The sequence below is a fragment of the Paenibacillus arenilitoris genome (assembly GCF_014705655.1).
GTDB lineage: Bacteria > Bacillota > Bacilli > Paenibacillales > Paenibacillaceae > Pristimantibacillus > Pristimantibacillus arenilitoris.
On the sequence record NZ_JACXIY010000013.1, the window covers coordinates 92,706 to 116,841 of the forward strand.

At 57.0% G+C, this 24,136-nt stretch carries 18 protein-coding genes; all 18 read left to right on the forward strand.

Annotated elements, in window-relative coordinates; all coding sequences use genetic code 11:
* A complete protein-coding gene (locus tag IDH41_RS10445; protein ID WP_190860758.1) occupies positions 1-648 on the forward strand; it encodes a response regulator in 648 nt (215 codons plus the stop codon).
* Between the two features lie 194 nt (positions 649-842).
* Positions 843-1,238 (forward strand): hypothetical protein, encoded by a 396-nt coding sequence (locus IDH41_RS10450; protein ID WP_223829619.1) that lies wholly within the window; start codon positions 843-845, stop codon positions 1,236-1,238.
* On the forward strand, positions 1,235-2,644 hold the full coding sequence (locus IDH41_RS10455) for a right-handed parallel beta-helix repeat-containing protein (protein ID WP_190860759.1): 1,410 nt from the start codon (positions 1,235-1,237) through the stop codon (positions 2,642-2,644). The genes IDH41_RS10450 and IDH41_RS10455 overlap by 4 nt, the downstream gene beginning before the upstream one ends.
* On the forward strand, positions 2,641-3,234 hold the full coding sequence (locus IDH41_RS10460; protein WP_190860760.1) for a nitrous oxide reductase accessory protein NosL: 594 nt from the start codon (positions 2,641-2,643) through the stop codon (positions 3,232-3,234). Before IDH41_RS10455 ends, IDH41_RS10460 begins: the two co-directional genes overlap by 4 nt.
* 5 nt (positions 3,235-3,239) lie before the next feature.
* Positions 3,240-4,052, forward strand: coding sequence for an ABC transporter permease (locus IDH41_RS10465; RefSeq protein WP_223829638.1), 813 nt, complete (start codon positions 3,240-3,242; stop codon positions 4,050-4,052).
* The gene (locus tag IDH41_RS10470; protein WP_190860763.1) at positions 4,045-4,794 is read left to right on the forward strand and encodes an ABC transporter ATP-binding protein; all 750 of its coding nucleotides are present in this window, start codon (positions 4,045-4,047) and stop codon (positions 4,792-4,794) included. Before IDH41_RS10465 ends, IDH41_RS10470 begins: the two co-directional genes overlap by 8 nt.
* Before the next feature lie 218 nt (positions 4,795-5,012).
* Positions 5,013-7,346: a helix-turn-helix domain-containing protein gene (locus IDH41_RS10475; protein ID WP_190860765.1), complete on the forward strand. Its 2,334-nt coding sequence runs from the start codon at positions 5,013-5,015 to the stop codon at positions 7,344-7,346.
* 243 nt (positions 7,347-7,589) lie between these two features.
* Complete coding sequence (locus IDH41_RS10480; protein WP_190860766.1) at positions 7,590-8,405, forward strand: ABC transporter permease; 816 nt, start codon at positions 7,590-7,592, stop codon at positions 8,403-8,405.
* 18 nt (positions 8,406-8,423) lie between these two features.
* A complete protein-coding gene (locus tag IDH41_RS10485; protein WP_190860768.1) occupies positions 8,424-9,320 on the forward strand; it encodes a carbohydrate ABC transporter permease in 897 nt (298 codons plus the stop codon).
* 43 nt (positions 9,321-9,363) lie between these two features.
* Positions 9,364-11,043, forward strand: a complete 1,680-nt coding sequence (locus IDH41_RS10490) for an extracellular solute-binding protein (RefSeq protein ID WP_190860769.1) — start codon at positions 9,364-9,366, stop codon at positions 11,041-11,043.
* 15 nt (positions 11,044-11,058) lie between these two features.
* Positions 11,059-12,507: a sulfatase family protein gene (locus tag IDH41_RS10495; RefSeq protein WP_190860770.1), complete on the forward strand. Its 1,449-nt coding sequence runs from the start codon at positions 11,059-11,061 to the stop codon at positions 12,505-12,507.
* A gap of 680 nt (positions 12,508-13,187) precedes the next feature.
* Positions 13,188-14,618, forward strand: coding sequence for a sulfatase-like hydrolase/transferase (locus IDH41_RS10500; RefSeq protein ID WP_190860772.1), 1,431 nt, complete (start codon positions 13,188-13,190; stop codon positions 14,616-14,618).
* A gap of 581 nt (positions 14,619-15,199) precedes the next feature.
* A complete protein-coding gene (locus IDH41_RS10505; protein WP_190860774.1) occupies positions 15,200-16,150 on the forward strand; it encodes an ABC transporter permease in 951 nt (316 codons plus the stop codon).
* A gap of 30 nt (positions 16,151-16,180) precedes the next feature.
* Positions 16,181-17,071: a carbohydrate ABC transporter permease gene (locus tag IDH41_RS10510; protein ID WP_190860775.1), complete on the forward strand. Its 891-nt coding sequence runs from the start codon at positions 16,181-16,183 to the stop codon at positions 17,069-17,071.
* 58 nt (positions 17,072-17,129) lie between these two features.
* Complete coding sequence (locus IDH41_RS10515) at positions 17,130-18,734, forward strand: extracellular solute-binding protein (protein ID WP_190860776.1); 1,605 nt, start codon at positions 17,130-17,132, stop codon at positions 18,732-18,734.
* Positions 18,735-18,816: 82 nt separating this feature from the next.
* Positions 18,817-21,078: a helix-turn-helix domain-containing protein gene (locus IDH41_RS10520; RefSeq protein WP_190860778.1), complete on the forward strand. Its 2,262-nt coding sequence runs from the start codon at positions 18,817-18,819 to the stop codon at positions 21,076-21,078.
* Between the two features lie 52 nt (positions 21,079-21,130).
* Entirely contained in the window at positions 21,131-22,606 is a 1,476-nt protein-coding gene (locus tag IDH41_RS10525) for a sulfatase-like hydrolase/transferase (RefSeq protein ID WP_190860779.1), read from the forward strand.
* Between the two features lie 34 nt (positions 22,607-22,640).
* Entirely contained in the window at positions 22,641-24,125 is a 1,485-nt protein-coding gene (locus IDH41_RS10530; protein ID WP_190860780.1) for a sulfatase family protein, read from the forward strand.
* Positions 24,126-24,136: the final 11 nt, after the last annotated feature.

Below are 24,136 nucleotides of genomic sequence, written 5' to 3' on the forward strand. Positions count from 1 at the left end.
ATGAACGTATTTCGGGTACTGATCATCGATGACAGTGAAATGGCGAGAGAGGGAATGCGCCTCATCCTGGAGGGAGATCCCGCATTTGAAGTTATAGGGGAAGGAAGCAGCGGCGAGGAGGCGCTCGCGCTCAGCGAGAAATGGATGCCCGATCTGGTGCTCATGGACATTCAAATGCCGGGCATAGGCGGGCTGGAAGCGACCAAGCGGCTGAAGGAGAAATACCCGTATTTGAAGGTGGTCATGGTAACGGTATCGGACGATATCGCCCATTTGTTCGATGCGCTCAAGAAGGGCGCGCAGGGCTATTTGTTGAAAAATTTGAATCCGGAAGCCTGGATTGAATATTTAAAGGCGATCGCGGTCGATGAAGCGCCGATGTCGCGCGAGCTGGCGTTCCGCATTCTGAAGGAGCTGTCTCCGGTAGGGGCGGGAGAATCGCAGAACAGCCCGCTGACGGGGCGCGAAAAGGAAATATTAGGGCTTGTTGCCAAAGGGTTGAGCAACAAGGACATTTCCTCGACACTGGACATTTCCGAGCATACGGTCAAAAATCACTTGAAAAATATTTTGCAGAAGCTTCATTTGGAGAACCGGGTTCAACTCGCGCGATACGCCTACGAGCAGGGCTGGATGGGCCGGCGATAAGCGCTGTGCGCGAAGGCGGGATATGATCGGTATGATTACGCTTGCGGATTTGGCGGAAAAAGAATATTTCGGATAGAAGTCACAAAGCTGTCGATGTTGACGGGGACAATGACTCGAAAGAGCCATACAAGAAAGCAACGGGCATTGTTACAATTTGAGTGGCTGCAATTATTGACAGGCGGGGCGGTGAGGAAATGAGAACCATTCGGTTAGGGCACGGCGCGAGCAAAGCGCTGATGGCGATAATGGCGGTTATAACCGTCTTCGGCGTACTGACGGCATGCTCCGCAGAGCCGCCTATAGATCCGGAATTGGTGGAGATGACGCTTTCGACCGAGCCGGAGACGGTAACGGCAGGCACTCCGGCCAAACTGCAGGCAACCTTCTCCGGAGTAGAGTTAAGCGATGACGCCCAGGTCACGTTCGATTTCCGGGTCGGAGACGAGCCGAAGCTGGTGGACGCCGTCCGTTCCGGGGAGGGGTTCGATGCCGACTTCACCTTCCCGGATAAGGGCATTCAGACGGTATATGTGCATTTGTACGAGGGAGATCTCCATCTTACGAAGAAAAAATGGGTGGAAGTGAAATGACGGCTTTGCGCTTCGGACGGGCGCTTGTAACGGCGCTTGGGGGATGTTTAATCGCATTCGCTTTGACGGGGATCCAAGAGGCGGCGGCATCGTCGCCAAGCGGCGTCAAGACGGCCGCCATAAGCGATGCCGAACTGGCGGCTGCTCCTGTAGTCGCGGAGGCTGCCGGCGCCGATCTGCAAAACGCCGTGAACGAGGCGAAGCCCGGAGACACGATCGTGCTGCCGCCGGGCACTTACCGGGGGCCGATTGTCATCGCCAAGCCTGTAACGCTTCAGGCACAGCGGGAAGGGGAAGCGGTGCTGCTGAACGAAGGCGGGGAAAGCGCGCTGCGAATCGAGGCCGACGGCGTTGCAATCGTTGGCCTGCATATTCGCGACGAAGCGTACAAGGAGCGTCCGTCCGTTCTCGTTGCGGGCGATCGGGCCAGGCTTGAAGCGCTGCGAATCGAGACGGGCGCGGACGGCATAGCCGCCCGGGATGCAAACGACGGGATCGTGACGCGTACGGTGATCGACTGGGCGCCGGACGGCGTGCCCATGGCGGACAAAGGCAACGGCATCGATTTGTATAATGCGCATCGGTGGCAGATCGCCGATAACGCCATTGAGGATGTGCATGACGGCATTTACATGGAAAGCAGCGACGACGCGGTTGTGTCCGGCAACCGGATCGAAGGCTCCCGTTACGGCGTTCATTGCATGTATACGGCGGGAACGGTTATCCGGGACAACGAGGGGAACCGGAACGTGACCGGCGCGATGGTCATGACTGCGCGCGAGGTGGAGGTCACCCGCAATATTTTCACCAAGCAGAACGAGAATGTCCACTCCCAGGGCATTCTTCTCTACGACGCCCATCAGTCGCTCTTCGCGGATAATACCGTCGAGGGGAACCGGGTGGGCCTGTATGTGGAGCTGTCGACGGGCAATCGGCTTGAGCGCAATCGGGTGGCTTACAATTTTGTCGGCATTCAATTGATTGACGCGTCCATGAACGACGTTTCGGGCAACCGGTTCCAGGGCAATGTGGCGGATGCCCAGGCGCGCGGCAGCCAGGATAATGAAATTGCCGGCAATTATTGGGACAGCTTCCGCGGCATCGACGCGGACGGGGATGGCCGCAGCGATCTGGCCTATGCGATCAATCCTTTTTTTCAGGGGCTGACGAAGAAGCGGCCGGCGTTCCAGCTGTTCTTCCAATCGCCGGGAATGGTGTTTCTGGAGGGGCTTTATCAATCGGAGCGCGCCCTGTGGGCGACGGACCGTTCGCCGCTTATGGCGCCGCCCGGCAGCGGGGCGAACGAAGAGCGCACAGCGGGCACGGCTGCGACGGGAGCCGTCGGCGCGGCATTGCTTGCCTGCTCGTGCGCGATATTTTACAGGATGAGGAGACGAAGGATATGAAGAAAAGGACGGGGCTCTTGGCGCTGCTGCTGACGCTGGCGCTGACGCTGGCGGCATGCGGCGGAGAGAAGTACGAAGCGCAGGCTATTAATGAAGCGACGGATGTATGCGTCATTTGCAAGATGGCGGTCAAGGACGATCAATATGCAACCCAGATCGTGACCAAGGACGGGCAGTCGCTCAAATTTGACGACATCGGCTGCTTGAATACGTGGAAGACGGAGAACGGCACGGATACGATCGGCGCCGCGTTCGTCCGCGATTATAACAGCAAGCAGTGGCTGCGCTACGAGAAAGCTTATTACGTGTACGATTCTTCTATCCAGACGCCGATGGCGTACGGCATCGTTTCGTTCGAGAAGGAAGAGGACGCGCAGTCGTTCATCGACGAGCAAGGCGCAGGAAAGCTGATGACCGCCGATGATCTGGCCAATCATTCCTGGGAGGTCAACCGGGATATGATGAATATGGACGGACACGGCCATTCGGACTCGTCCGGGGATGCCGGAATGGACGGTCATATGTCGGATGGGGAGAACGGGCATTCCGCGGAAGAAGAGGGGCATGACGACGGAGGCCAAGCCTCGTGAGCGAGATGATCCACGTAGCGTCAAGGGAAATAAAAATCGGTTTTCGCAATCCATGGGCCTATTCCTTTATGGCCCTTTTTGCACTCTTCATGTTCAGCCTGCTGCTGATCAACGCGCAAGGGTATGTGAAGGGCTATTCGGGAAGCAGCGGAACGATGCTGAATTTGGCGCTCTATCTGCTCCCGCTTATGGCGCTGATGCTGGGCTCCTTCTCTCTCACGGGGGAGAAGGAGGAGGGCAACTGGGAGCTGCTGTCGACGTATCCGCTCGGCACCTGGCCTTATTTGGCCGGCAAATACATCGGTCTCGCGGTCGTCCTGTTGACGATTGTGGCCATGGGATTTGGCCTCTCCGGCGCGGCGGGCTGGCTGCTCGGCAGCGGTTTTGATTTCTCTACCTATATCACGCTGCTGTTGTTCTCCGCATGCCTGTCCATGTTTTTTCTGAGCGTGGCGATGCTGGCGGGCACGCTCGCCCGCAATCGCTGGCAGGCGCTTACGATTGTCGTGGGGATCTGGTTCTTCTTGATTATTGCCTGGCCTTCCCTGCTCATCGCCGCGCTTGGCATGCTGCCTTATTTATGGATCAAGCCCGCCGTGATCGGAATGACGTCCCTGAATCCTGCGGAATTGACCCGATTGTTCACGGTGGTAAAGCTGGGAGGCGGCTCTACGCTTGGTCCGGAGTATTACAAGTGGATGGTCTGGATCGAATCGCCTTGGGGCACGCCCGTATTTGCCGGCGCCGCCCTACTGTGGATCGGAGCCGCCTTGACGGTCGCCTATCTCATCTGGGAGAGGAGGAGAGGACGTGGCTGACGACCTGGTCAGACTGAATGCGGTTCATAAAGCGTTCAAGGAAAAGACGGTTATTGAGGAATTAAGCATGGCGATCGGACGCGGAGAAACCGTTGCGCTCTGCGGGGGCAACGGTGCGGGCAAGAGCACGCTGCTGCGCATGCTCGCCGGCATTATGCTGCCGACCCGAGGCTCCATTACGGTGGATGGACGCAGCTGGCGGGAGGACAGACGGCGTTACGCGAGGCAGATCGGCTATATGCCCGACGATTACCGCTTCAGTCCGGGGCTGACCGCGATGGAGACGATGCTGTTCTGGGCCCGGCTGCGCGGCCTTGGCAAGCGGGAGGCGGCAGAGGCGCTGTCGCTCGTCGGCTTGTCGGATACCGGCAGCAAGCCGGTCGCTTCCTTCTCCAAGGGGATGCGCCAGCGCGTGCTGTTTGCCCAAGCGCTTCTGGCGAAGCCGCCGCTCATTATGATGGATGAGCCGACCAATGGGCTCGATCCGTACTGGATGGAGACTTTCGTCGGATTGGTTCGCAAGGCTGCCGCCGACGGTCAGACCGTGCTGTTCTCCACGCATCAGCTGCACATCGCCGAAGCGCTTGCCGACCGGATCGTGTTTCTGCAGAGCGGCGCCGTCGTACTGGACGGGAAGACGGAGGATATTCGAAACGATTACGGCGCAGCGGGCTTGAATGAGGCGTTCGGCGAGCTGTTCGGGTTGGCGGGCAGCCCTCCGATGGAGCGATCAGGCAGATAGCGCGCGTATGGAAATAGGCGGAATGCAACAAGAAACGCTATGCCCTGTAACAGCAGGCCATAGCGTTTCTTGCTGCGTTCAAAATGCGAGTTATGATAAAATAGGAAAGATAGAGCGGAATGCGCTTCTGCCGCTCAAAGAAAGCAAGCGCTTACAAAATTGCGGATCGTTATCGGCGCAGCATGTCCAATAGATCATGGAAGAGACGGGGAATTCGGATGGCAGGGGGAAGGGAAGGATCGGCGACAGGCATCGGCGGAAACGAAAGAAGAATGACGATGATCATGTTAATGAAATATAGCATGCCGTTCGTGATCATTATGCTGCTGTCCATCGTCGTTGGCTTTATGATTTACGAGCGAACGCTTCATGTGCTTGAACAAGAGGCGAATCGAACGAACCGGCTGCTGCTGGAGCAAGGAATGGGCGCGCTGGACAGCAGGTTTCAGGAGCTTGACGCGACGATCCGGAAGATCGGGGAGGATTCTTCGGTCGCAAGGCTTCAGCAAATCGCGGAGCCGTTCGGCAGCGATAGCCTGTATCGGGTCATCGAAACGAGGAACCGGCTGCAGGAATATGCCGCCCTGAACGAGCTCGTGCTGGACTTTTTTATTTTGTACAAGAACAACGAGCTTGTCCTGAACGACAAGTTTATTGCGCGCTTCGGGGATTTCGGGGATACGCTCTCATACTCCCCGGAAGAGGCGGAGCTTCTGCCTGCGCTGAAGAAATCCTATTACTACAAAGAAATGCTGCCGAGCAAGCGAGCCGTCTTGAACGGCAAGGCGCACAACGTGCTCACCTACGCCCATTCCTTCGGGTTTCCGATGCATTCGAACGGAACGATGCTGTTCCTGCTGGACGAGGATGAAATCCGCAAGCTGCTGGGCGGCTTGAACATTGAAGGCGGCTGGGCTTACATCGCGGATGAGGAAGGCCGCATCCTGACCAGCCTGTCAGGGGATGACTCGGGGATGACGGCGCCTCCACATCAGCCGTCGGAATCGCCGGGCATGGCAAGCGAGAGGCTCGGCGACGAGGACCTGATCGTGACGTACGTCAAATCGCCGTACAACGGGTGGACGTATGCGGCCGCGCAGCCGTCGCAGGTCGTGTACGACAAAATCTATTATTTTCGAAAAACGATATACGGGGCGCTCTTCTTATTTCTGGTTGCCGCATCGCTCGTGGCGGTTTATTTCGCCTATCGAAACAGCAGGCCGGTGCAGGCGCTGCTTCAAACGCTGTCCAAATACGCCCCCGAGCCGGTCAAAGCGGGAGGCAACGCGCTTGGAAGCATCCAGGTCACCGTCTCCAAAATTATCGAATCGAACGAACAGTTGCAGGAGAAGGTGAATCGTCAGCTGCCTTTCCTGCGCGCGTCGTTCTTCGAACGGCTGCTGCGGGGCCAGTTCTCCTCGGAAGGGGACATGGAGGCGGCCATGCGCAACCTGAAGGTGCATTGGGACGACGGGGATGTCTTCGTCGTCGCGGTATTGTCGTTCCCGTCCGGCGAAGGCGGCGCACGGGAGCTTAGGGTCGAGCGGCTGAACGAGTGCAAGGCCGTCGTCAGCGAATACGTGCAGCGCGGCACGCAGGGACCCGCATACGCGCACGAGACGGATGACGATAAGATGGCGCTCATCTTCAATTTCCCGGGTGGCGGCACGGATGAAGCGATCTACAAGGAGACCGCGGCGAAGCTCGAATGCCTCCTGTTCGACATGGAGCATATGTACGGGATCGCGATGTCGATCGCGGCGGGCGGCATCAGCCGCAGGTGGACGGCGATATCCCGCTCGTTCCTTGAAGCGCAGCAGACGCTCATGGGCGGCAGAACTCGAGGGGTTGCATGGCATAAGGACATGGGCCCGCAAAGGGATGGCTACTCGTATCCGGAAAATATGGAGAACCGGCTCATTCATCTGCTGCGCACCGGCAACGTGGACGAGCTGGCCGAGCTGCTCGACGAGCTGCATCGGCAAAATTTCGCGAACCGGCGGTTGTCTTTTTTTGTTCTGAAGGTGTTTCTGTTCGACTTTATCGGCAGCGTGGTGAAGCTGTCCGACGAGACGGGCATGCCGGGCCTAGAGCTCGATTCCGTCGGCTTGACCGCCGTCGATTCCGCCGGAAGCATCGAGGAACAATTCCTTCTCATCAAGGACAGGCTGCTGGCCATGTGCCGTACGGTGGAACAGAGCAAGCGAACGGAACAGCACCGGCGGTTCGACGAATACATTCGCTACATCGACGAGCATTATGCCGACGCCCAGATGTCGCTTGCCCTGCTGGCCGATCGGTTTCAAGTGACGGAGACCTACTTGTCCCGGTGGTTCAAGGAGCATACCGGCTTTCATTTCTTTGAACATGTGGAGCATCGTCGGCTTGAGCGCTCGAAGACGCTGCTGTCGGAGACCGGCATGGCCGTAGGCGAGATCGCCCTGACGGTCGGCTACAGCTCCGCCAATACGTTCGGCCGCGCTTTCAAGCGGTCCGTCGGCGTCAGCGCGATGGCTTACCGCAATCAAATCATGGCCGAGAGCAAGAATTGAAGCGCTTGCAACCATTGCACATTCCCCTCCGCAAAAATTGCACAACCGATTTTTTCTTCCTCTTTACGTCGATTCCCTCCTTGTCTATATTGGACTCAAGCCTCGGCCGGGCGATACCGATACAGACAGGAGGGGATTTGAACGTACTCCACCGCGAAGCCGAGAAGGCTGTTACGAGGATGGCAGCTCTACTCGCTGCTGCTGCTTCCGATTGCCTATCTCCTTATTTTTCGATACGTGCCGATGTACGGCGCCATTATTTCCTTTAAGGATTACAACATTATCAAAGGCGTGTGGGACAGCCCATGGGCCGGTCTTAAGCACTTTGACCGATTTATCAACTCGTATGATTTCTGGCGGATCATGGGCAATACGCTGACCTTGAGCCTCTATCATCTGGTTGCGTCGTTCCCGTTCCCGATCATGCTTGCGCTGGGACTGAACTACATCCGTCATGCGCGCTTCAAGAAGACCATCCAAATGGTGACGTACGCGCCGCATTTCATCTCGATCGTCGTCATGGTCGGCATCGTGCTCCAATTTCTGTCGCCGCGGACGGGACCGCTTGCGGCGATCGCTTCCTGGTTCGGCTGGGAGCTTCCGAATATGATGGGCGATCCGGAAATGTTCAAGAGCGTGTACGTCTGGTCCGGCATATGGCAGCATACGGGATTTGCCTGCATCATCTATTTGGCGGCGCTCGCGGGCGTCGATCCCGCCTTGCACGAGGCGGCGATCATGGACGGCGCGTCGAAGGTGCGGCGGATATGGCACATCGACATCCCGAGCATTTTGCCGATCATCGTCATCCTGCTTATTCTCGACATGGGGCGGATCTTCGACCTCGGGTTCGAGAAGGTGCTTCTGCTGCAAAATCCGCTTAACGCGCGGACGTCCGAAATTATAGACACTTACGTCTACAACGTCGGGCTTCAGTCGATGATGCCGAATTTCTCTTACGCGTCGGCCATCGGTTTGTTCAAAAATGTACTCGCTTTCATTCTAGTCCTGACCGTCAATCAAATTTCCAAGAGGGTCGGACAATCCAGTCTATGGTAACAACGGGAGGCAACGCGTTTGGAAACGAACAGACTGTGGGATTCAAAAGGCGATCGGGTTTTCAATGTGATCAATTATGTCGTCATGAGCTGCGCCTTAATCATCGTGTTGTACCCGCTCCTATTCGTGATCAGCTCCTCGCTCAGCTCGAAGGAAGCCGTGAACGCCGGCAGGGTGCTGCTGTGGCCCGTCGAATTCGGGCTTGACGGGTATCGCGCGGTATTCCGCGAGCCAACCTTCCTGCAAGCGTTCGCAAGATCGGTAGGATACACGGCGGCAGGGACGATCATTAACGTCGTCATTACGATTCTTGCGGCTTATCCGCTGTCGCGCAAGGACTTGGCCGGAAGGAACCGGATCATGCTCTTGTTCGGCTTCACGATGTTTTTCGCCGGAGGGCTCATTCCGAACTATATCCTCGTGAAGGATTTGGGAATGCTGGACACGCCTTGGGCGCTCTGGCTTCCGGGCGCGCTAAGCATCTGGAACATGATCATCGCGCGCACCTACTTTCAGACCACGATTCCGACCGAATTGCTCGAGGCCGCCCAGATGGACGGCTGCAACGACTACAAGTTTCTGTGGCATGTCGCGCTGCGCTTGTCGGGTCCCATCGTGGCCGTCATAACGCTGTTCTATGCGGTAGAGCACTGGAATCAATATTTTAACGCGCTGCTTTATTTGAAATCGCCGGATCTGTACCCGCTGCAGCTCGTGCTTCGGCAAATTCTGATCCGGAGCCAGGTGGATATCGAGATTGCCGGCAACGCCGCGCAAGTGGCGGAGATGGTAGGCATGGCCGAGCTGTTAAAATACTCGCTCATCGTGGTGGCTACCTTGCCCATGATGATCGTCTATCCGTTCGTTCAGCGTTATTTCGTGAAAGGCGTCATGATCGGCGCGTTGAAGGGATAGCTCGGATAACCGGTTTTTGATATGACTATTCGGAGGGGTTTCGATGAGAAAAAGCTTGTCCCTGTTTATGGCCGTCCTGCTGGCGGCCGCCCTGTTCCTGACGGCGTGCCAAAGCCCAAACGGCAATCAAGCCGGCAATGCGGCGGAGGGGAACCAATCGGCGGCGGAAGGGGCGAACGGCTCCCAAGGCGGCTCCGCGGAAGGGGCCGGCGCTTTCCCGCTGGCCGAGCAGAAGGAGACGCTTCGCGTCCTGGCGATTCACAGCGATTTCGTAGAGGATTACGAGACGAACGCCTTTACGCAGTGGTACGAGGAGCTTACGAACGTGAAGGTGGAATGGGAGTTCGCAACGTCCCAGGAAGGGCAGGAGAAGCTGAATCTGGCGCTCTCGAGCGGCGATCTGCCGGACGTCATTATGGGCTTCAACGTCTCTCCCGCGCAGCAGATGGTGTACGGCCAGCAAGGCATTTTTCTCGCGCTGAACGAGCTGATCGAGCAATACGGCGTTGAGACGAAGCAGCTGTTCGAGGCGTACCCGGAAGTGAAGAAGGCGTCGACGGCGCCAGACGGCAACATTTACTCCTTGAGCACGATCGACCGCAACCCGCATACGTTTACTGGGCAGAAAATGTGGATTTACACGCCATGGCTGGAGAAGCTGAATCTCTCGATGCCAACGACGACGGAGGAGTTCGAGAACGTGCTGAAGGCGTTCAAGACAATGGACCCGAACGGCAACGGCAAAGCCGACGAAATTCCGATGGCCGGCGGCATCCAGAACGTGAATACCGCCATCGACAGCTTTCTGATGAACGCCTTCCTGCTTCACGATAAAAACACCGATCTTATGATGATGAGCGAGGACGGGAAGGTCGACGTCAACTTCAACAAGCCGGCCTACAAGGAAGGCTTGGCCTACTTGAACAAGCTGTACGCGCAAGGCCTGATCGCGCCGGAATCATTCACGCAGAACAACAATCAGCTGAAGGCGATGGTCGAGAACGGCGAGCCGAAGGTAGGCGTCATTTCCTCGACGGTGCCGCAGACGTTCTCCGACATTGCCGGCGAGCGGTGGAAGGCGTACAAGACGGTGCCGGCGCTCGCAGGGCCTTCGGGCTTGCGTCAGACGCCGTACAATTACTACAACTTTGCCGGCGGCAACTTCCTGATTACGGCGGAGGCCGCGAATCCCGAGCTTGCGTTCCGCTGGGCCGACGCCTTGTACAACGCGGATATTAACATGCGGGCCAACATCGGGGAGGAAGGCGTCGGCTGGAAGAAGCCGGAGAACGGCGAGCTTGGCCTGAACGGCGAGCCGGCGAACTGGATTCGCTTAATCTCTTACGGCACCTTGCAGAACAATCATTGGATGCAGACGTCCGCCTTCCACTTCCCCCGCGAAATGTTCGAGGGGCTGGCTGCCGGACCAACCGAGATCCCTCGCGTTCTCTACGAGGAGACGATGAAAAACTACGAGCCTTACAAGATGAAGCAGGAGCTCAAGGTTCCGCCGATCTTCTTCAACGAGCAGCAATCCGCCGAGCTTAGCGATCTGAAGAAAACGATTATGGATTACGTAAGCGAGATGCGCACCCGATTCATTATCGGCGATACGTCGATCGAGAAGGATTGGGACAAATACGTCAGCACGTTGGAAAATATGAATCTAAAAAGGTATTTGGACATCAATAACGAAGCTTACAACGCGCAGTACCATCAATAATTGCAGGAGGGGACTATGAAACAGCCTAATATTTTGTGGATATGCACCGATCAGCAGCGCTTCGATACGCTTGGCTGCTACGGGAACGAGCAAGTGCGGACGCCGAACATCGATCGGCTGGCAAGCGAGGGCGTGCGGTTCGAGCACGCGTTCTGTCAAGCGACGGTATGCACGCCGAGCCGGGCCAGCTTCCTGACCGGGCGTTACCCGCGGACGACGCGCTGCAGGCAGAACGGGCAAGACATTCCCGAGGACGAGCGGCTCGTTACGCGCGTGCTCTCCGATGCGGGATACGTCGGAGGGCTCTCGGGCAAGCTGCATATTTCCGCATGCAACCCGTCGGTCACTCGGGGCACGGAGCGCAGAATCAAGGACGGCTACGACGAGTTCCATTGGTCCCATCATCCGGACGACCACTGGCCGACGAACGAATACATTCAGTGGCTGCAAAGCAAGGGGAAGCGGTATCGCCCCGTTCCTTCGGAGCAAAGCAAGTATGTGCAGATCGGCCCGGACGCGGAGGATCACCAAACGACATGGTGCGCGGAAAAAGCGATTACATTCATGGAAGCCAATCAGCAATATGATCATCCCTGGTTTTTCTCGGTCAATCTGTTCGATCCGCATCACCCCTTCAATCCGCCGGCGAGCCATCTTGAGCGCTATGTGAAGGCGCTGGAGGACATCCCGCTGCCCAATTACGCGGAAGGGGAGCCGGAGCGCAAAACCTACTTCCAGCAATTCGACCATAACGGCGCGTACGGCGAACCGAAGCTGTACCCGTATTCGAAAATGAACGAAACGGATCATCGCATGATCCGGGCGGCGTACTGGGCGATGATCGACCTCATTGACGAGCAGGTCGGGCGCATGCTGGACGCGCTGGAGCGGACCGGACAGAAGGACAACACGATCGTCGTCTTCATGTCGGACCACGGGGAGCTGCTGGGCGACCACGGCGTATACCTGAAGGGCGCTTACTTCTATGAGCCGTCCGTTCGCGTGCCGCTCATCGTCTCCTGGCCGGGGAACTTCGCGTCCGGGACGACTTGCGCGGAGCTGGTGGAGCTCGTGGACCTGGCTCCGACGCTGCTGGAAGCGGCAGGGCTGCCGAAGGAGCCGGGGATGCAGGGCAAGTCGCTGCTGCCGCTGCTGCGAGATGGCCGTCCCGAGGGCGGGGAGCCGTTCCGGGAGGACGTCTACTGCGAGCACTATAACGCCAGCTCGAAGCAAGGCGGAATCGGCGGGTTCGCCACGATGGTGCGGACGGCCCGGTACAAGGCGGCGCTGTATCATAAGCGCAATGAAGGCGAGCTGTACGATTTGGAACGGGACCCGGGCGAAACGAACAATTTGTGGCATGACCCCGGCCATGCGGACGTGAAGCTGCAGATGCTGCAGCGGATGTGCGATCGAATGGCGGAGACGGTCGATCCGCTTCCCGAGCGAAGGGCGGTATGGTGAGCGTCGAGGCGCTGCGGCCCGAACGAATCGGTCAAGGTATGAATAAATCGGAATCGATGTGACAAGGAAAAAGCAGTTTTTCGGAGAATAAATCTTCGGAAAACTGCTTTTTGGTAGGAAAATTAAGTTAGCGATTGATTTAAAAGTGGAGGTGACTCGCCTCCGAACGGGGCTGTTCCAAAAGCAGGTCTGCTTACTTTACGGGACAGTCCCGTGATCTGTGTCCCCATCTGTGCGTATCACGAACGGAACCTGCAAATGTACAGGCGTTTGGTCACTCCATGCGATCGGTGAAGCAAAATGCGTGCGAAAGTGCATCTTTTGGCGTTCGGTAAGCGCTCAGAAAGGGCTTGCGTCCCGAAATACCTGCACATTCGCAGGCACTCCGTCCGGCCTCCTCATCGATAGCGTAAAGGATGTACAATTGCAGGCTTTACGCTTGGCTAGCCTTGCGGGTGCGCAGTCGTTTGGCAAGCGGATGGCCGGTAGCTCCATTCACCAAGGAAAAGCCCCTTGCGAAATTTGCCGGACGCAGTCTGGCGATATGCCGATCATAACCCCATTTCTTTCCGAGTCAAAAATAGCAAATTGACATTCCCGCTATGTGTTGTATGGTGAACTTGTAGATTGCAGGGAAAGAGCCCCTCGGCTCATTTCCGAACAAACAGGAGGGAAAGACGATGTCGACGAAGCCCCACATTCTGCTTATTACGGCCGACGAGCTGCGCAAGGACGCGCTAAGCTGTTACGGGAACGAAGCGATCGAGACGCCGAACCTGGATCGTCTGGCCGCGCAAGCCATTCAGTTCGATAAGGCCTACACGGCAAGTCCGTGGTGTCTGCCCGCGCGCTGCGCCCTGCTGACGGGACGGTACCCGCACAATAGCGGCGCGTACAGCAACTTCCGCAAATGCGAGTTGAGCACCGGGGTGCCGAATCTGTTCCAGGAATTGAAGAAGGCAGGCTACCGGACTTCGGTTCACGGCAAATGCCATTTCGCGCCAGTGCCCTACGGGGAGACGAGAGCGGATCGTACGCTCCCGTACGACGAGTTCAAAGCCTACTACTTATCGTTAGGAATCGACCATCTGGATCTGCAGGACGACAAGCAAGTATCGGTCTGGTTCTACGACGATTACGCCAAGGAGCTGGATAAGGCCGGTTACTTGAAAGCCTATCGCGACTTCACATGGGATCGAAACAAGCGGAAGGTATTCCCGTTCCCGGGACCTGAGGAGTGGCATCCGGACAGCTGGGTCGGCCGGAAGACCGTCGAGAGGCTGGAAGGCCATAACCCGGAGGAGCCGTTATTCTGCTGGGCTTCGTTCAGCGGGCCGCATTATCCGTTCGATCCGCCGGAGGCGTATTTCGACCGCGTCGACATGGCCAAGGACAAGCCGCGGACGCTGCTGGAGGGCGAATTCGACGATGAGCGAAGAATTCATCACCGAAGCTATCACGGGGATGGCCGGGGAATCTCGGACGGCAGCTTCTCCGCCGACGAATTCGCGCAGAAAAATTACACGGAAGCTTACTGGCATGACCTGCGGAAGAGCTACTATGCGAATATTGCGCAGATCGACGACCAAATCGGACATATTCTCGAAACGGCATACCGGAAATTCGGGGACAATCTGCTCGTCATCTTCACGGCGGATCACGGAGAGATGCTGGGCAATCACGGCATTTGGGGCAAAGGAGACTGCGGCTACGAGGACGTGCTGAACATTCCGATGCTCGTGCAATATCCGCGGGAGCGGCAGGCCGTCCGCTCGGAGGCGAAGGTGATGCTGACCGATATTATGGCAACGTGCTTGAACGCCGCCGGAATGATGAAGAACGAAACGGACGGCCGCGATTTCAAGCATTTGATGGCCGAGGGCGGATACCGGTACGTGTACGGCGAAGGGGAAGGCTTCTTCTGCGTCAGCGACGGCCGGATGAAATATATTCATATCGAGAAGAACGGCCGCACCCATTATGAGCTGTTCGATCTGGAGAAGGACCCGAACGAGTTCGATAACGTTGCGGATTCGCCCGAATACGCAGCCGAGTTGGCGGAGCTGCGGAACGCGGAGGCAAGTCTGTTCATGAAGAAGCTGCTAGCGTAATCGACCCGAGGCTGTCTCGATCGTTATCGCAAGATGACGGAAAGATGCTCCCTGACTGCGCATCATCGGCTAGCCAAGCGCAAAGCCTGCGATTGTGCAGTCTTAGCGCCAGCGAAGCAGCGGCCGGATAGAATGCCTGCGTAAGTGCAGGCAATTCGGGAGGCGCCCCCCTTTTGCGTGCATATCGAACGAAAAAGATGCACTTTCGCACGCATTTGCTTCGCAGCACGAATGGAACGACCAAATGCCTGCACATTTGCAGGCTTCAGCACGAGACGCACCTTATGGAGGGGGAGACCATGCGGCGGCTTAGGCGCGAGACGCATCATCCGCTCCAGAAGGCAACCGATGGAAAATCGAGATGGCGGTGAAGGGATAATCCCGGCATCGTCATTTCGTTTTTATCTTTTGTTTTTGGTCAAGCGAGCTGTCCATCGAACCGGCTCTTTCTTTATTGCAAATCCGCCAAAACCCCGATAAAATCAAGCCTCGCAAGAAACGCATAGTCGAAAAAAATCGCAAATTGCATGCTTGGCGGGCTTCCCCCTACAATCGGGCTATACCGAAAAGGGGGGAACACCATGGAGCTGGCTAAGACGCCCGGGGCAAAACGGAATCCAAACGCCAAGGTAAGCCGACTGCGCAAGGACATCGTCATGAATAAGTACGTTTATCTCATGGCTTTGCCTGTAATCGCTTACTTTCTGATTTTCCATTATGCTCCGATCGGCGGCCTCGTCATCGCGTTTCAAAATTTCAGCGCTTTCAAAGGTATAGGGGGGAGCGACTGGGTAGGACTGCAGCACTTTCAGGACTTTCTGACGAGTCCTTACGCATTCCGGGTCATTCGCAATACGTTAATGATTAACGTGTATCAAATTATTTTCGGCTTTCCCGCGCCGATTCTGCTCGCCCTGCTTCTGAACGAAATCAGGGTCCAATTGTTCAAACGCGCGATCCAGACGATCAGCTATATGCCGCATTTCATATCGCTCGTCGTCATTTGCGGGATGCTCGTCGATTTCACGCAGAGCGAGGGCGTCATTAACGACATTATTGTCTTCTTCGGCGGCGAGCGCGCCAATCTGCTGATGGATACGGACCTCTTCCGCACCATCTTCGTCTCCAGCGGCATTTGGCAGGAGGTCGGCTGGGGCAGCATCATTTATTTGGCGGCGCTGTCCACATTGGACCCGCATCTCTACGAGGCTTCGTCGATCGACGGAGCGGGACGGTTCAGGCAGCTCGTTCATATTACGTTCCCTGCGCTCGTGCCGACGATTCTGATCCTGCTGATCATGCGCATGGGCCACATTATGAGCGAGGGGTTCGAGAAGATCATTTTGCTCTACAATCCGTTGACGTACGAGACGGCCGACGTCATCTCCTCCTATGTGTACCGGCGGGGCATCCAGGAGGCGAATTACAGCTTCGGCGCCGCGGTCGGCCTGTTCAATTCGTCCATCAACTTCATTATTTTGCTGGCGGTCAATTATTTGAGCCGCAAGTACGCGAAGGAAAGCTTATGGTAAAACTATTCGTCAAGGAGGCGAATGCGCGCGATGAAGCGTAAGTTCTCGCTCGGGGAAGCGGCCTTCGACACCGCCAACCACGTATTCCTGCTGCTGTTCGGCCTCGTCTGCTTATATCCGATGCTGCATGTGCTGTTTGCGTCCTTAAGCGCTCCGTCCCGGCTTGCGCAGCATTCAGGCATATTGTGGGGACCCCAAGGGTTCTCGCTGGTCGGCTACGAGGTCGTTTTGCAAAATCCCAATATTTTGACCGGCTATCTCAATACGTTGTTTTACGTCGTCGTCGGCACGGTCCTGAACGTGCTGATGACGGCGATGGGGGCCTACGTGCTGTCCCGCAAAAATTTGATGCTCAAAAAGCCGATGGTCATCATGGTTGTGTTCACGATGTACTTCGGCGGCGGACTCATTCCGAACTTCCTCCTGATCAAGGAGCTGGGGCTGTACGATACGCGCCTCGCGCTGATCGTTCCCGGCCTTATCGCGACCTGGAACTTGATCGTGATGCGAACGGGCTTCATGGCCGTCCCGGACGGCCTCGAGGAATCGGCCAAGATCGACGGCGCGAACGACTTCACGATTCTGTTCCGCATCATTCTTCCGGTTACGAAGGCGACGGTCGCCGTTATCGTCCTGTTCTATGCGGTCGGCCATTGGAACGCCTGGTTTAACGCGATGATCTACTTGAGGGACAGGGAGCTGTACCCCCTTCAGCTGCTGCTGCGGGAAATTCTGATCGCGAACTCGACAGGCGGCAATACGATCGAGAGCGTCTCGTTGATGGAGGGCGATCAGGCGCTCGTCTACGTCGTCATTAAATATTGCACGATTATCGTCGCCACAGTGCCGATCCTGTTCATCTATCCGTTCTGTCAAAAGTACTTCATGAAGGGAGTGATGCTCGGATCGATGAAGGGGTAACGCAGACGGAAGCCAAAGCTAAGGGAAGACTAATGTATGCTTAGAGAGGGGCAGAAAGATGAGCGTCAACCAAATAAGATGGACAAAAATCGTTCCGTTCGCTCTCCTGGTCACGATGCTGGGGGGCGTGGCGGCCGGCTGTTCGAGCGGTACGAACAATGACGGCAACGCGGGCGGCAGCGAGACGGAGGCTGCCGTGAGCGAGACCGGCTATCCCATTACGGACGAGCCGATCACGCTTCAAGTATGGGCGCCGATTCACCCGAACGCCACGCAATACATCAAGAGCTACAGCGAGAATGAAGCTTATATGGAGCTTGAGAAGCGCACCGGAATCAAGATCGAATTCATTCACCCGGCGCAAGGGCAGGAGCAGGAATCGTTTAACCTGATGATCGCCTCGGGCGAAGTGCCGGACATTATTATCGGAGCGAACCGTTATGTCGGAGGAGCGAACAAGGGCGTACGGGACGGCGTGTTCGCCGATCTGACGCCTTATCTGGAGCAATACGCGCCGGATTACTATAAGCTGGTCACTACGGACGAGGAAGTCAAGCGGCAGGTTACGAACGACGAAGGAGGCTTCCCCGCCTTCTACATGATCAAGCCCGAGCAGGATCCTCCGTTCCGAAGAATCATCCTGAGGGAGGAGACACTCAAATCGGTGCAGATGGAAGAACCCCGTACGATCGAGGATTACGAGAAGTTTTTCAAGGCCGTGAAGGAAAGCAAAGGCGTTGCTCCCTACGCCCTGCTGGGGTCCGGACTGGAAGATCAGTTCATGGGGCCGTTCGGCGTCGTCTCCAACTTCTTCTTGAAGGATGAGAGCACCGTGGCGTTCGGACAAACGGAGCCGGCATTCAGGGAGTACCTGACTTTGATGAACAAGTGGTATACTGAAGGTTACATTAATAAGGACTTCGCCGGATTGAAGACGCCGCAGGTGCTGGCGTTGTTCGACAGCGGCAAGGCCGAGATGTACGTAGATGCCATCGTAGGCTCGTTCAACCGCGGCAAGCAATTGGGCCAGACCTATGTATCCGCCCCCTATCCGCGAGTGAATCCGGACGACAAGGTGCGGTACATGCCGCTGGAGCAGGTCGCCCAGCCGGGACAGGAAACCGTCGTAGCCGCCTCGTCCAAGCATATCAAGGAGGCGATCCGCTGGCTGAATTACGCGTATTCGGAAGAAGGAGCCATGCTGTTCAACTACGGCATCGAAGGCAAGACGTACAACATGGTGGACGGGAAGCCGCAGTACACGGACTATATTCTGAATAACCCCAAGTTCGGAACGGACAATGCGAACTTCATTCTGAAAGTTCACTTTGCGCCGAAGCTGCAATATACCGACATCGCTTCGAATCCGAATCTGGCGAAGTCGCCGGAATCGGCGGCGATCCGGATGAAATGGGCGGACGATCCGAACGTGGACAGCTCCATGTTCCTGCCTACGCTGCAGCTCACCTCGGAGGAGTCGGACGAACGAGCCAAAATCATGACGGAAGTCAATACGTATTGCAACGAAATGGTGCTTAAGTTCATTCTTGGCGTCGAGCCGCTGAGCAAATTCGATGATTACGTCAGCCAGGTGAAGAAGCTCGGCATCGACAAGGCCGTCAGCCTGACGCAAGCCGCTTATGACCGTTATTTAACGAAATAAGCGATCATTCATGAATCGCGCCGGACGGAGGCTCGTGCTTTCGTCCGGCGCGAACACGTCATCCAGAAGGGGAAGAATCGGCATGCGCAATTGGCGAAACAGCATGTTTTTCAAATTGTTTATCTCTTATCTCGTCATATTTGCGATCCCGCTGCTCATTCTGATCGGCGTGTTCTATTACGTGAACGTCGTCGGCTATCAACGGGAGGTCGCCGAAGCGAATACGGCTAAGCTGACGCAAGTGCGGAACCAGATCGATCTGGAGCTGAAGTCGTTAAGGGAAGTGATCTACCATCTCTCTTCCCAGGAGGAGATCTATTCGACGACCGACCCGATGGAGAGGGAAGGCCTGCTTATTCCGCAGCTGGTCGCTTATACGGAGCATTATCCGTTCATTAACGACATGATGTTCTATTACCGCGGCGATACCCGCATGTATTTGAGCACGGGCCGCTATGCTTACGATACGTTCGAGAATGAATTGAAGAAGGACTACGCTTGGACCAAGGCCGGATTTTTCCGCGAGTTGAACGAGCTGTCCGGGCCGGCGGCGAAGCGCGTCGAGGCGAAGGAGTCGGGGCTGTCCGTCCAAGGCAGCACGATCGCGTTCCTGTTTCCCGTACCGTACTTGGAGACCTTTCCGCAAGGAACGGTCTTATTCACGATTAACGAGGACGAATTTCTCTCGAAGTTCACCAACATTATGGGAGATATGAAGGGCCATATTTTCATTTACGATCAGTATTACGAGCCGCTCGTCACGTACAGCGACCCCGGGCAGGCCGTTTCGTCCGAGCAGCTTCGCCTCGACCTGCGCAAGCTGAAGGGGACGGGCGTGTTCCAGCTGGAATCCGGAGGCGAGCCGTTCGTCGTATCGCGGATGGTTTCCGAGGAGTTGAATTGGAGCTATGTCATCGCCGTTCCGTCGGCCGTCTTCTACGAACAGGTCTACGCGATGAGAGCCTGGATCATGGCGATTACGATCGTGCTGCTGGTCATCGGCGTGTTCGGCGCGCTGCTCTTCTCGTCCCGGAGCTATCGGCCGGTCAAGTCGCTGCTTGCTTACTTCGCGATGACGCCGCATGCGCCCGATCCCGCGGAAGGGAAGAACGAATGGGAGATCATCCGCCATACGTTCGACAGCACGCTGCAGAAGAACGAGGAAATGCTGATCCAGATGAACGCACAGCGACCGTTCGTCAAGGATCAATGCTTGCTGACGCTGCTGAAGGGCGGGAAAGTCGACAAGACGGAGCGGGATTATTTGTTGAAATGCTCCAACGTCATGATGACCGGCGAGGCTTACTTCTGCATGGCCATTACGGCAAGGGCCGCCGAGGCGGATCGGACTTTCTTGGAGGAGGAGCTGTCCTCGCTGCTCGAAACGATCATGTTCCCCGGAGGCTGGGGCTACGGGGTGGAAATATCCGAGGAGCGGTACACGGCGGTTATCGTCGCGCTTCAGGAAGCGCCCGAGGATCATGTGCAGAAGCGGTCGGACATCGCCAAAAATTTGATCGACACCGCGAGGAAGAAGGCCGGCGTCAGCTTAACGATCGGCATCGGCAAGCTTTACCCGGATTTGGACCATATCGGCTCTTCTTATTTGGAAGCGTCGGCGGTGCTCTTCGACAATCAGATCAACGACAAAAAGTCGGTCCATCTGTTCGATCAGATGGACAACGGCGAGCAGCAGGTGCATTGGTATCCGACGAAGGAGCAGGCGCTCTATATCCAGAGCTTGAAGCAGGGAGACGAGGCGATCGCGCTGGAAGCGGTGAAAGCGCTTATCGAACAGATGACGGTAGGCACGACCTCGTACCTGATCGTCCGCTGCTTGTGCTTCGACGTCGTCAATCATATTTTGAAAGCGATTAATCAGTTGAATGCGGAGAGCTTCGCGGGCGAGATCAAGGAGCTGTTGAAATTCAATACGCTCCAGGAGTTTCAGTCCGGGCTTGAGGAATTTACCGTCTTGTTCTGCAAGCGCGTCAACGAGCTCGAATCGAGCAGGCGGCTCGAGCGGAAGAACAGCATCATCACGTACATCAACGAGCACTTCAAGGAATCGGAGCTGTCGCTTGAGCATATTGCCCGGCAATACGGCCTGTCCGCGTCTTATGTAAGCCGCTTCATCAAGGAAGAGACGGGCGTGACGTTCATGGATTACGTGACGAGCCTTCGGATGCACGAGGCGAAGCTGCAGCTGCAGCGGTCGGATAAGCTCATTCAAGATATCGTGCTCGATATCGGCTATTTGAACGTGCCCAGCTTCGTACGGAAATTCAAAACGATCGAAGGCGTGACGCCGAGCCAGTATCGTCAAATTATGGGGAAGCCGTGAGCCGTGCCGGTCGACGGCGGTTCCCGTCATCCAATAGAGGAGGAATTCGGAAATGACAGATCGAAAGCCGAATATCGTATGGATCATGCTGGACCATGTCACATTCCGCCATTATAAAATGACAAGCGGGGCCAAACCGGCGCTGATCGCCTATGAGCGCCTGGCCGGAGAAGGGGCGGAGTTTACGCAGTGCCGCTCCGTCCATCCGCTCTGCCTGCCGGCGCGAGCGTCGATGATGACGGGCGTCTACGCGCATAAGCATCGCAAGTATCGCAATCGGGAAGGCCAGGAGGATGCCGGTTACCCGCTGTATTTCGAGACGCTCGCGAAGCAGGGCTACCGGGTCGGCTATTTCGGCAAAAACCATAGCGGGTTCGAGCTGCAGCCCCTCGGCGTGGAAGGCTTCTATCCGGGCGGCTACGGCAATCCTTACTTGACCGACGAATACAAGCGGTATTTAACGCGTAACGGCTTGGAGGCGCCGGTCTTCGTGCAGGAGTGGGGGATCAATCAAGGGCGATTCCCGAACGGCGAATATGATCTGACCGAGACGAACAACTTCAATACGTATTCCTCCGGCTATATCAAGTCGCCCGGTCCCGTCCATGAATCCGACTTCCTGCTCGCCATGGCCGAGGATTGGCTGACATCGGAGACGAGCCCCGCCGGGCAGCCGTTCTCGCTTCGCGTCGACATTTGGGGACCTCATCAGGCGTATCAGGTGCCTCTCGCTTCGAAGGATACGATCGACCCTCGCGCGATCGAGGAATATCCGAGCTTCGCCGATGAAATGAAGGACCGGCCGGGCTTCGTTCAGTCGTATCATGCCAATATTCGCGATCGCAACGCCGCGCAGTCATGGGAGGAATGGCAGCCCGTCATGCAGCGGGCGTACGAGCACTACAATTATATCGAGAACGCGGTCCATCGCTTCCTCGATCGGCTCGAGGCGCTCGGTCTGGCCGATAACACCGTCGTCCTCTATACCGCGGATCACGGGGATTCGCTCGGCAGTCACGGGGGCATGGTGGATAAAGCGGGCGACATGATGGAGGAGCTTATGCATATTCCATTGGTCGTTCGCGGGCCCGGCGTGAAGGCGGGAGCGCGGTCGGAAGCGCTGGTCAGCAATTTCGACCTCGTGCCGACGGTGCTTGAGCTTGCGGGAGCCGCCGTTCCGGAGTGGATGGACGGCAGGAGTCTCGTCTCCGAGCTCGGCGGCGCGGCCGCGAATCGGCGCGAGGATTTCATGGCGGAGCATTACGGCCACTTCGACGTGCACGCCGTGCAGAGAGCTCTTTATTACAAGAATTACAAATATGTCGCAAGCGACGAATGGGTGCACGAGCTGTACGATCTTCAGGCGGATCCGTTCGAGATGAACAATCTTTGCTCCGATCCTGCTTATGCGCCGATCTTATCCGAGATGAGAGCCCGATTATTGGCCAATATGAAGCGGTTCGACGATACGGGCGACGATTCCCGCCGGCTGGCTCGAGCCCTTGAAGCGGCAATCGCCGAATCGTGATGTTTCTAACGACAAGCGGCCAAGGAGGCTTTGGATGAGCAGACCGAACAAACCGAACATTGTTCTCATTACGACCGATTCCCAGCGCTGGGATACACTGCGATGCATGGGAAGCCCCTTCGCGCTCTCCCCGCATCTGGACCGGCTGGCGGAGGAAGGCGTGCTCTTCGAGCAGGCGCATACGTCGTCGCCCGTCTGCACGGCGGCCCGGTGCAGCCTGATGACCGGGCTTCATACGCCGATCCACGGCTGCATCGAGAACGGGATCGGGCGCAGGCAGCCGCTGCCGATGTTCACCGATGCGCTCAAGGAGGCAGGCTACCGTAATCTCATGATCGGCAAAACGCATTTCGGCCCCGTTCCGCCTTCTTTCGACGTCGTCCACGCGGTGAGCGAGAAGTCGAACGACGCCGACGATGCGTACGCGAGGTACATTCGTCCGCTCGGGTATTCGAGGGTGTCGGACCACCCGAACGAGATTCCCGAGGAGCGGTTCATGGAAGCCTTCCTGGCGGATACCGCGATCGCGGAGATGGAGAAAAGCTTGGCCGAGCATGGGGATCAGCCGTTCTTCGCTTACTGCTCCCTCGTCAGTCCCCATGAGCCGTTCGATCCGCCGGGCCGGTTCATGCGGGCGATGGACGACGCGCAGCTTCCCCCGATCAATTACTCGCCGGGAGAGATGGCCGCCTTCCCGGAGCAGTTAAAAGTCATGCTGGGTATGACGGGCGCCGGTCCGGACAAGCCGGCCGAGCTTAAGCATTTCACGGAGAAGGATGGCGTGACGAATGCCGAAGCATTGGCCGAAGAGGTGGACGGCATACGCAAGCGGTATTACGGCTTGGCCGCCTATTGCGATGAGCAAATCGGGAGACTGATCGCCTTTTTGGATAGGGCCGGCATCCGGGAGAGGACGCTGGTCATCTTCTCGTCGGATCACGGGCTGCAAATGTTTGACCATGGCTTTAACGACAAGCATAATTATTACGACGCCTCATGGCGGGTTCCGTTCATCATGAGCATGCCGGGCACTTTGCCTTCCGGGGAACGCAGGGATTTCGCGATCTGGAACGATATTCCGGCCACGATCCTGGGGGCTGCCGGGACGGCAAGTCCCTATATCCAAGGGTTCGACCTGTTCACGCCGCTTGCAGCAGGCTTGCCTTCCCCGCGGCGCTGCGCGGTGGGCAGCTTGTATAAATCGGCGGCACTGGCGACGAAGCGATGGAAGCTCGAGTATTATTTCGAGGAACGGCGTGGCCGAATGTTCGACCGGCGGCAGGATCCGCACGAGCAGCGGGACGTGTACGACGATCCCGCGCATCGCGGCGTTCGCGGCGAGCTGCTGACGGCGCTGCTGCACTGGCGCTCGGACATCTCGGACGTGCAGCATCTCGTCGAGACGACGCGGGGCGGCGGTCCCGTCGCCAGAAGGCTCGCTCCCCGTACGCTTGCGATGCGGGGGACGGATGCGGAGGAACGGCTGAATGAATGGGCGGAGCGGTTGGACTCTTATTAATCGATTAGGTT

What these genes read in the sequence shown, in the direction of transcription:
- IDH41_RS10445 (WP_190860758.1), top strand. Translation starts at nt 1, where the DNA reads ATGAACGTATTTCGGGTACTGATCATCGATGACAGTGAAATGGCGAGA.
- IDH41_RS10450 (WP_223829619.1), top strand. Translation starts at nt 843, where the DNA reads ATGAGAACCATTCGGTTAGGGCACGGCGCGAGCAAAGCGCTGATGGCG.
- IDH41_RS10455 (WP_190860759.1), top strand. Translation starts at nt 1,235, where the DNA reads ATGACGGCTTTGCGCTTCGGACGGGCGCTTGTAACGGCGCTTGGGGGA.
- IDH41_RS10460 (WP_190860760.1), top strand. Translation starts at nt 2,641, where the DNA reads ATGAAGAAAAGGACGGGGCTCTTGGCGCTGCTGCTGACGCTGGCGCTG.
- IDH41_RS10465 (WP_223829638.1), top strand. Translation starts at nt 3,240, where the DNA reads ATGATCCACGTAGCGTCAAGGGAAATAAAAATCGGTTTTCGCAATCCA.
- IDH41_RS10475 (WP_190860765.1), top strand. Translation starts at nt 5,013, where the DNA reads ATGGCAGGGGGAAGGGAAGGATCGGCGACAGGCATCGGCGGAAACGAA.
- IDH41_RS10480 (WP_190860766.1), top strand. Translation starts at nt 7,590, where the DNA reads ATGTACGGCGCCATTATTTCCTTTAAGGATTACAACATTATCAAAGGC.
- IDH41_RS10490 (WP_190860769.1), top strand. Translation starts at nt 9,364, where the DNA reads ATGAGAAAAAGCTTGTCCCTGTTTATGGCCGTCCTGCTGGCGGCCGCC.
- IDH41_RS10495 (WP_190860770.1), top strand. Translation starts at nt 11,059, where the DNA reads ATGAAACAGCCTAATATTTTGTGGATATGCACCGATCAGCAGCGCTTC.
- IDH41_RS10500 (WP_190860772.1), top strand. Translation starts at nt 13,188, where the DNA reads ATGTCGACGAAGCCCCACATTCTGCTTATTACGGCCGACGAGCTGCGC.
- IDH41_RS10505 (WP_190860774.1), top strand. Translation starts at nt 15,200, where the DNA reads ATGGAGCTGGCTAAGACGCCCGGGGCAAAACGGAATCCAAACGCCAAG.
- IDH41_RS10510 (WP_190860775.1), top strand. Translation starts at nt 16,181, where the DNA reads ATGAAGCGTAAGTTCTCGCTCGGGGAAGCGGCCTTCGACACCGCCAAC.
- IDH41_RS10515 (WP_190860776.1), top strand. Translation starts at nt 17,130, where the DNA reads ATGAGCGTCAACCAAATAAGATGGACAAAAATCGTTCCGTTCGCTCTC.
- IDH41_RS10520 (WP_190860778.1), top strand. Translation starts at nt 18,817, where the DNA reads ATGCGCAATTGGCGAAACAGCATGTTTTTCAAATTGTTTATCTCTTAT.
- IDH41_RS10525 (WP_190860779.1), top strand. Translation starts at nt 21,131, where the DNA reads ATGACAGATCGAAAGCCGAATATCGTATGGATCATGCTGGACCATGTC.
- IDH41_RS10530 (WP_190860780.1), top strand. Translation starts at nt 22,641, where the DNA reads ATGAGCAGACCGAACAAACCGAACATTGTTCTCATTACGACCGATTCC.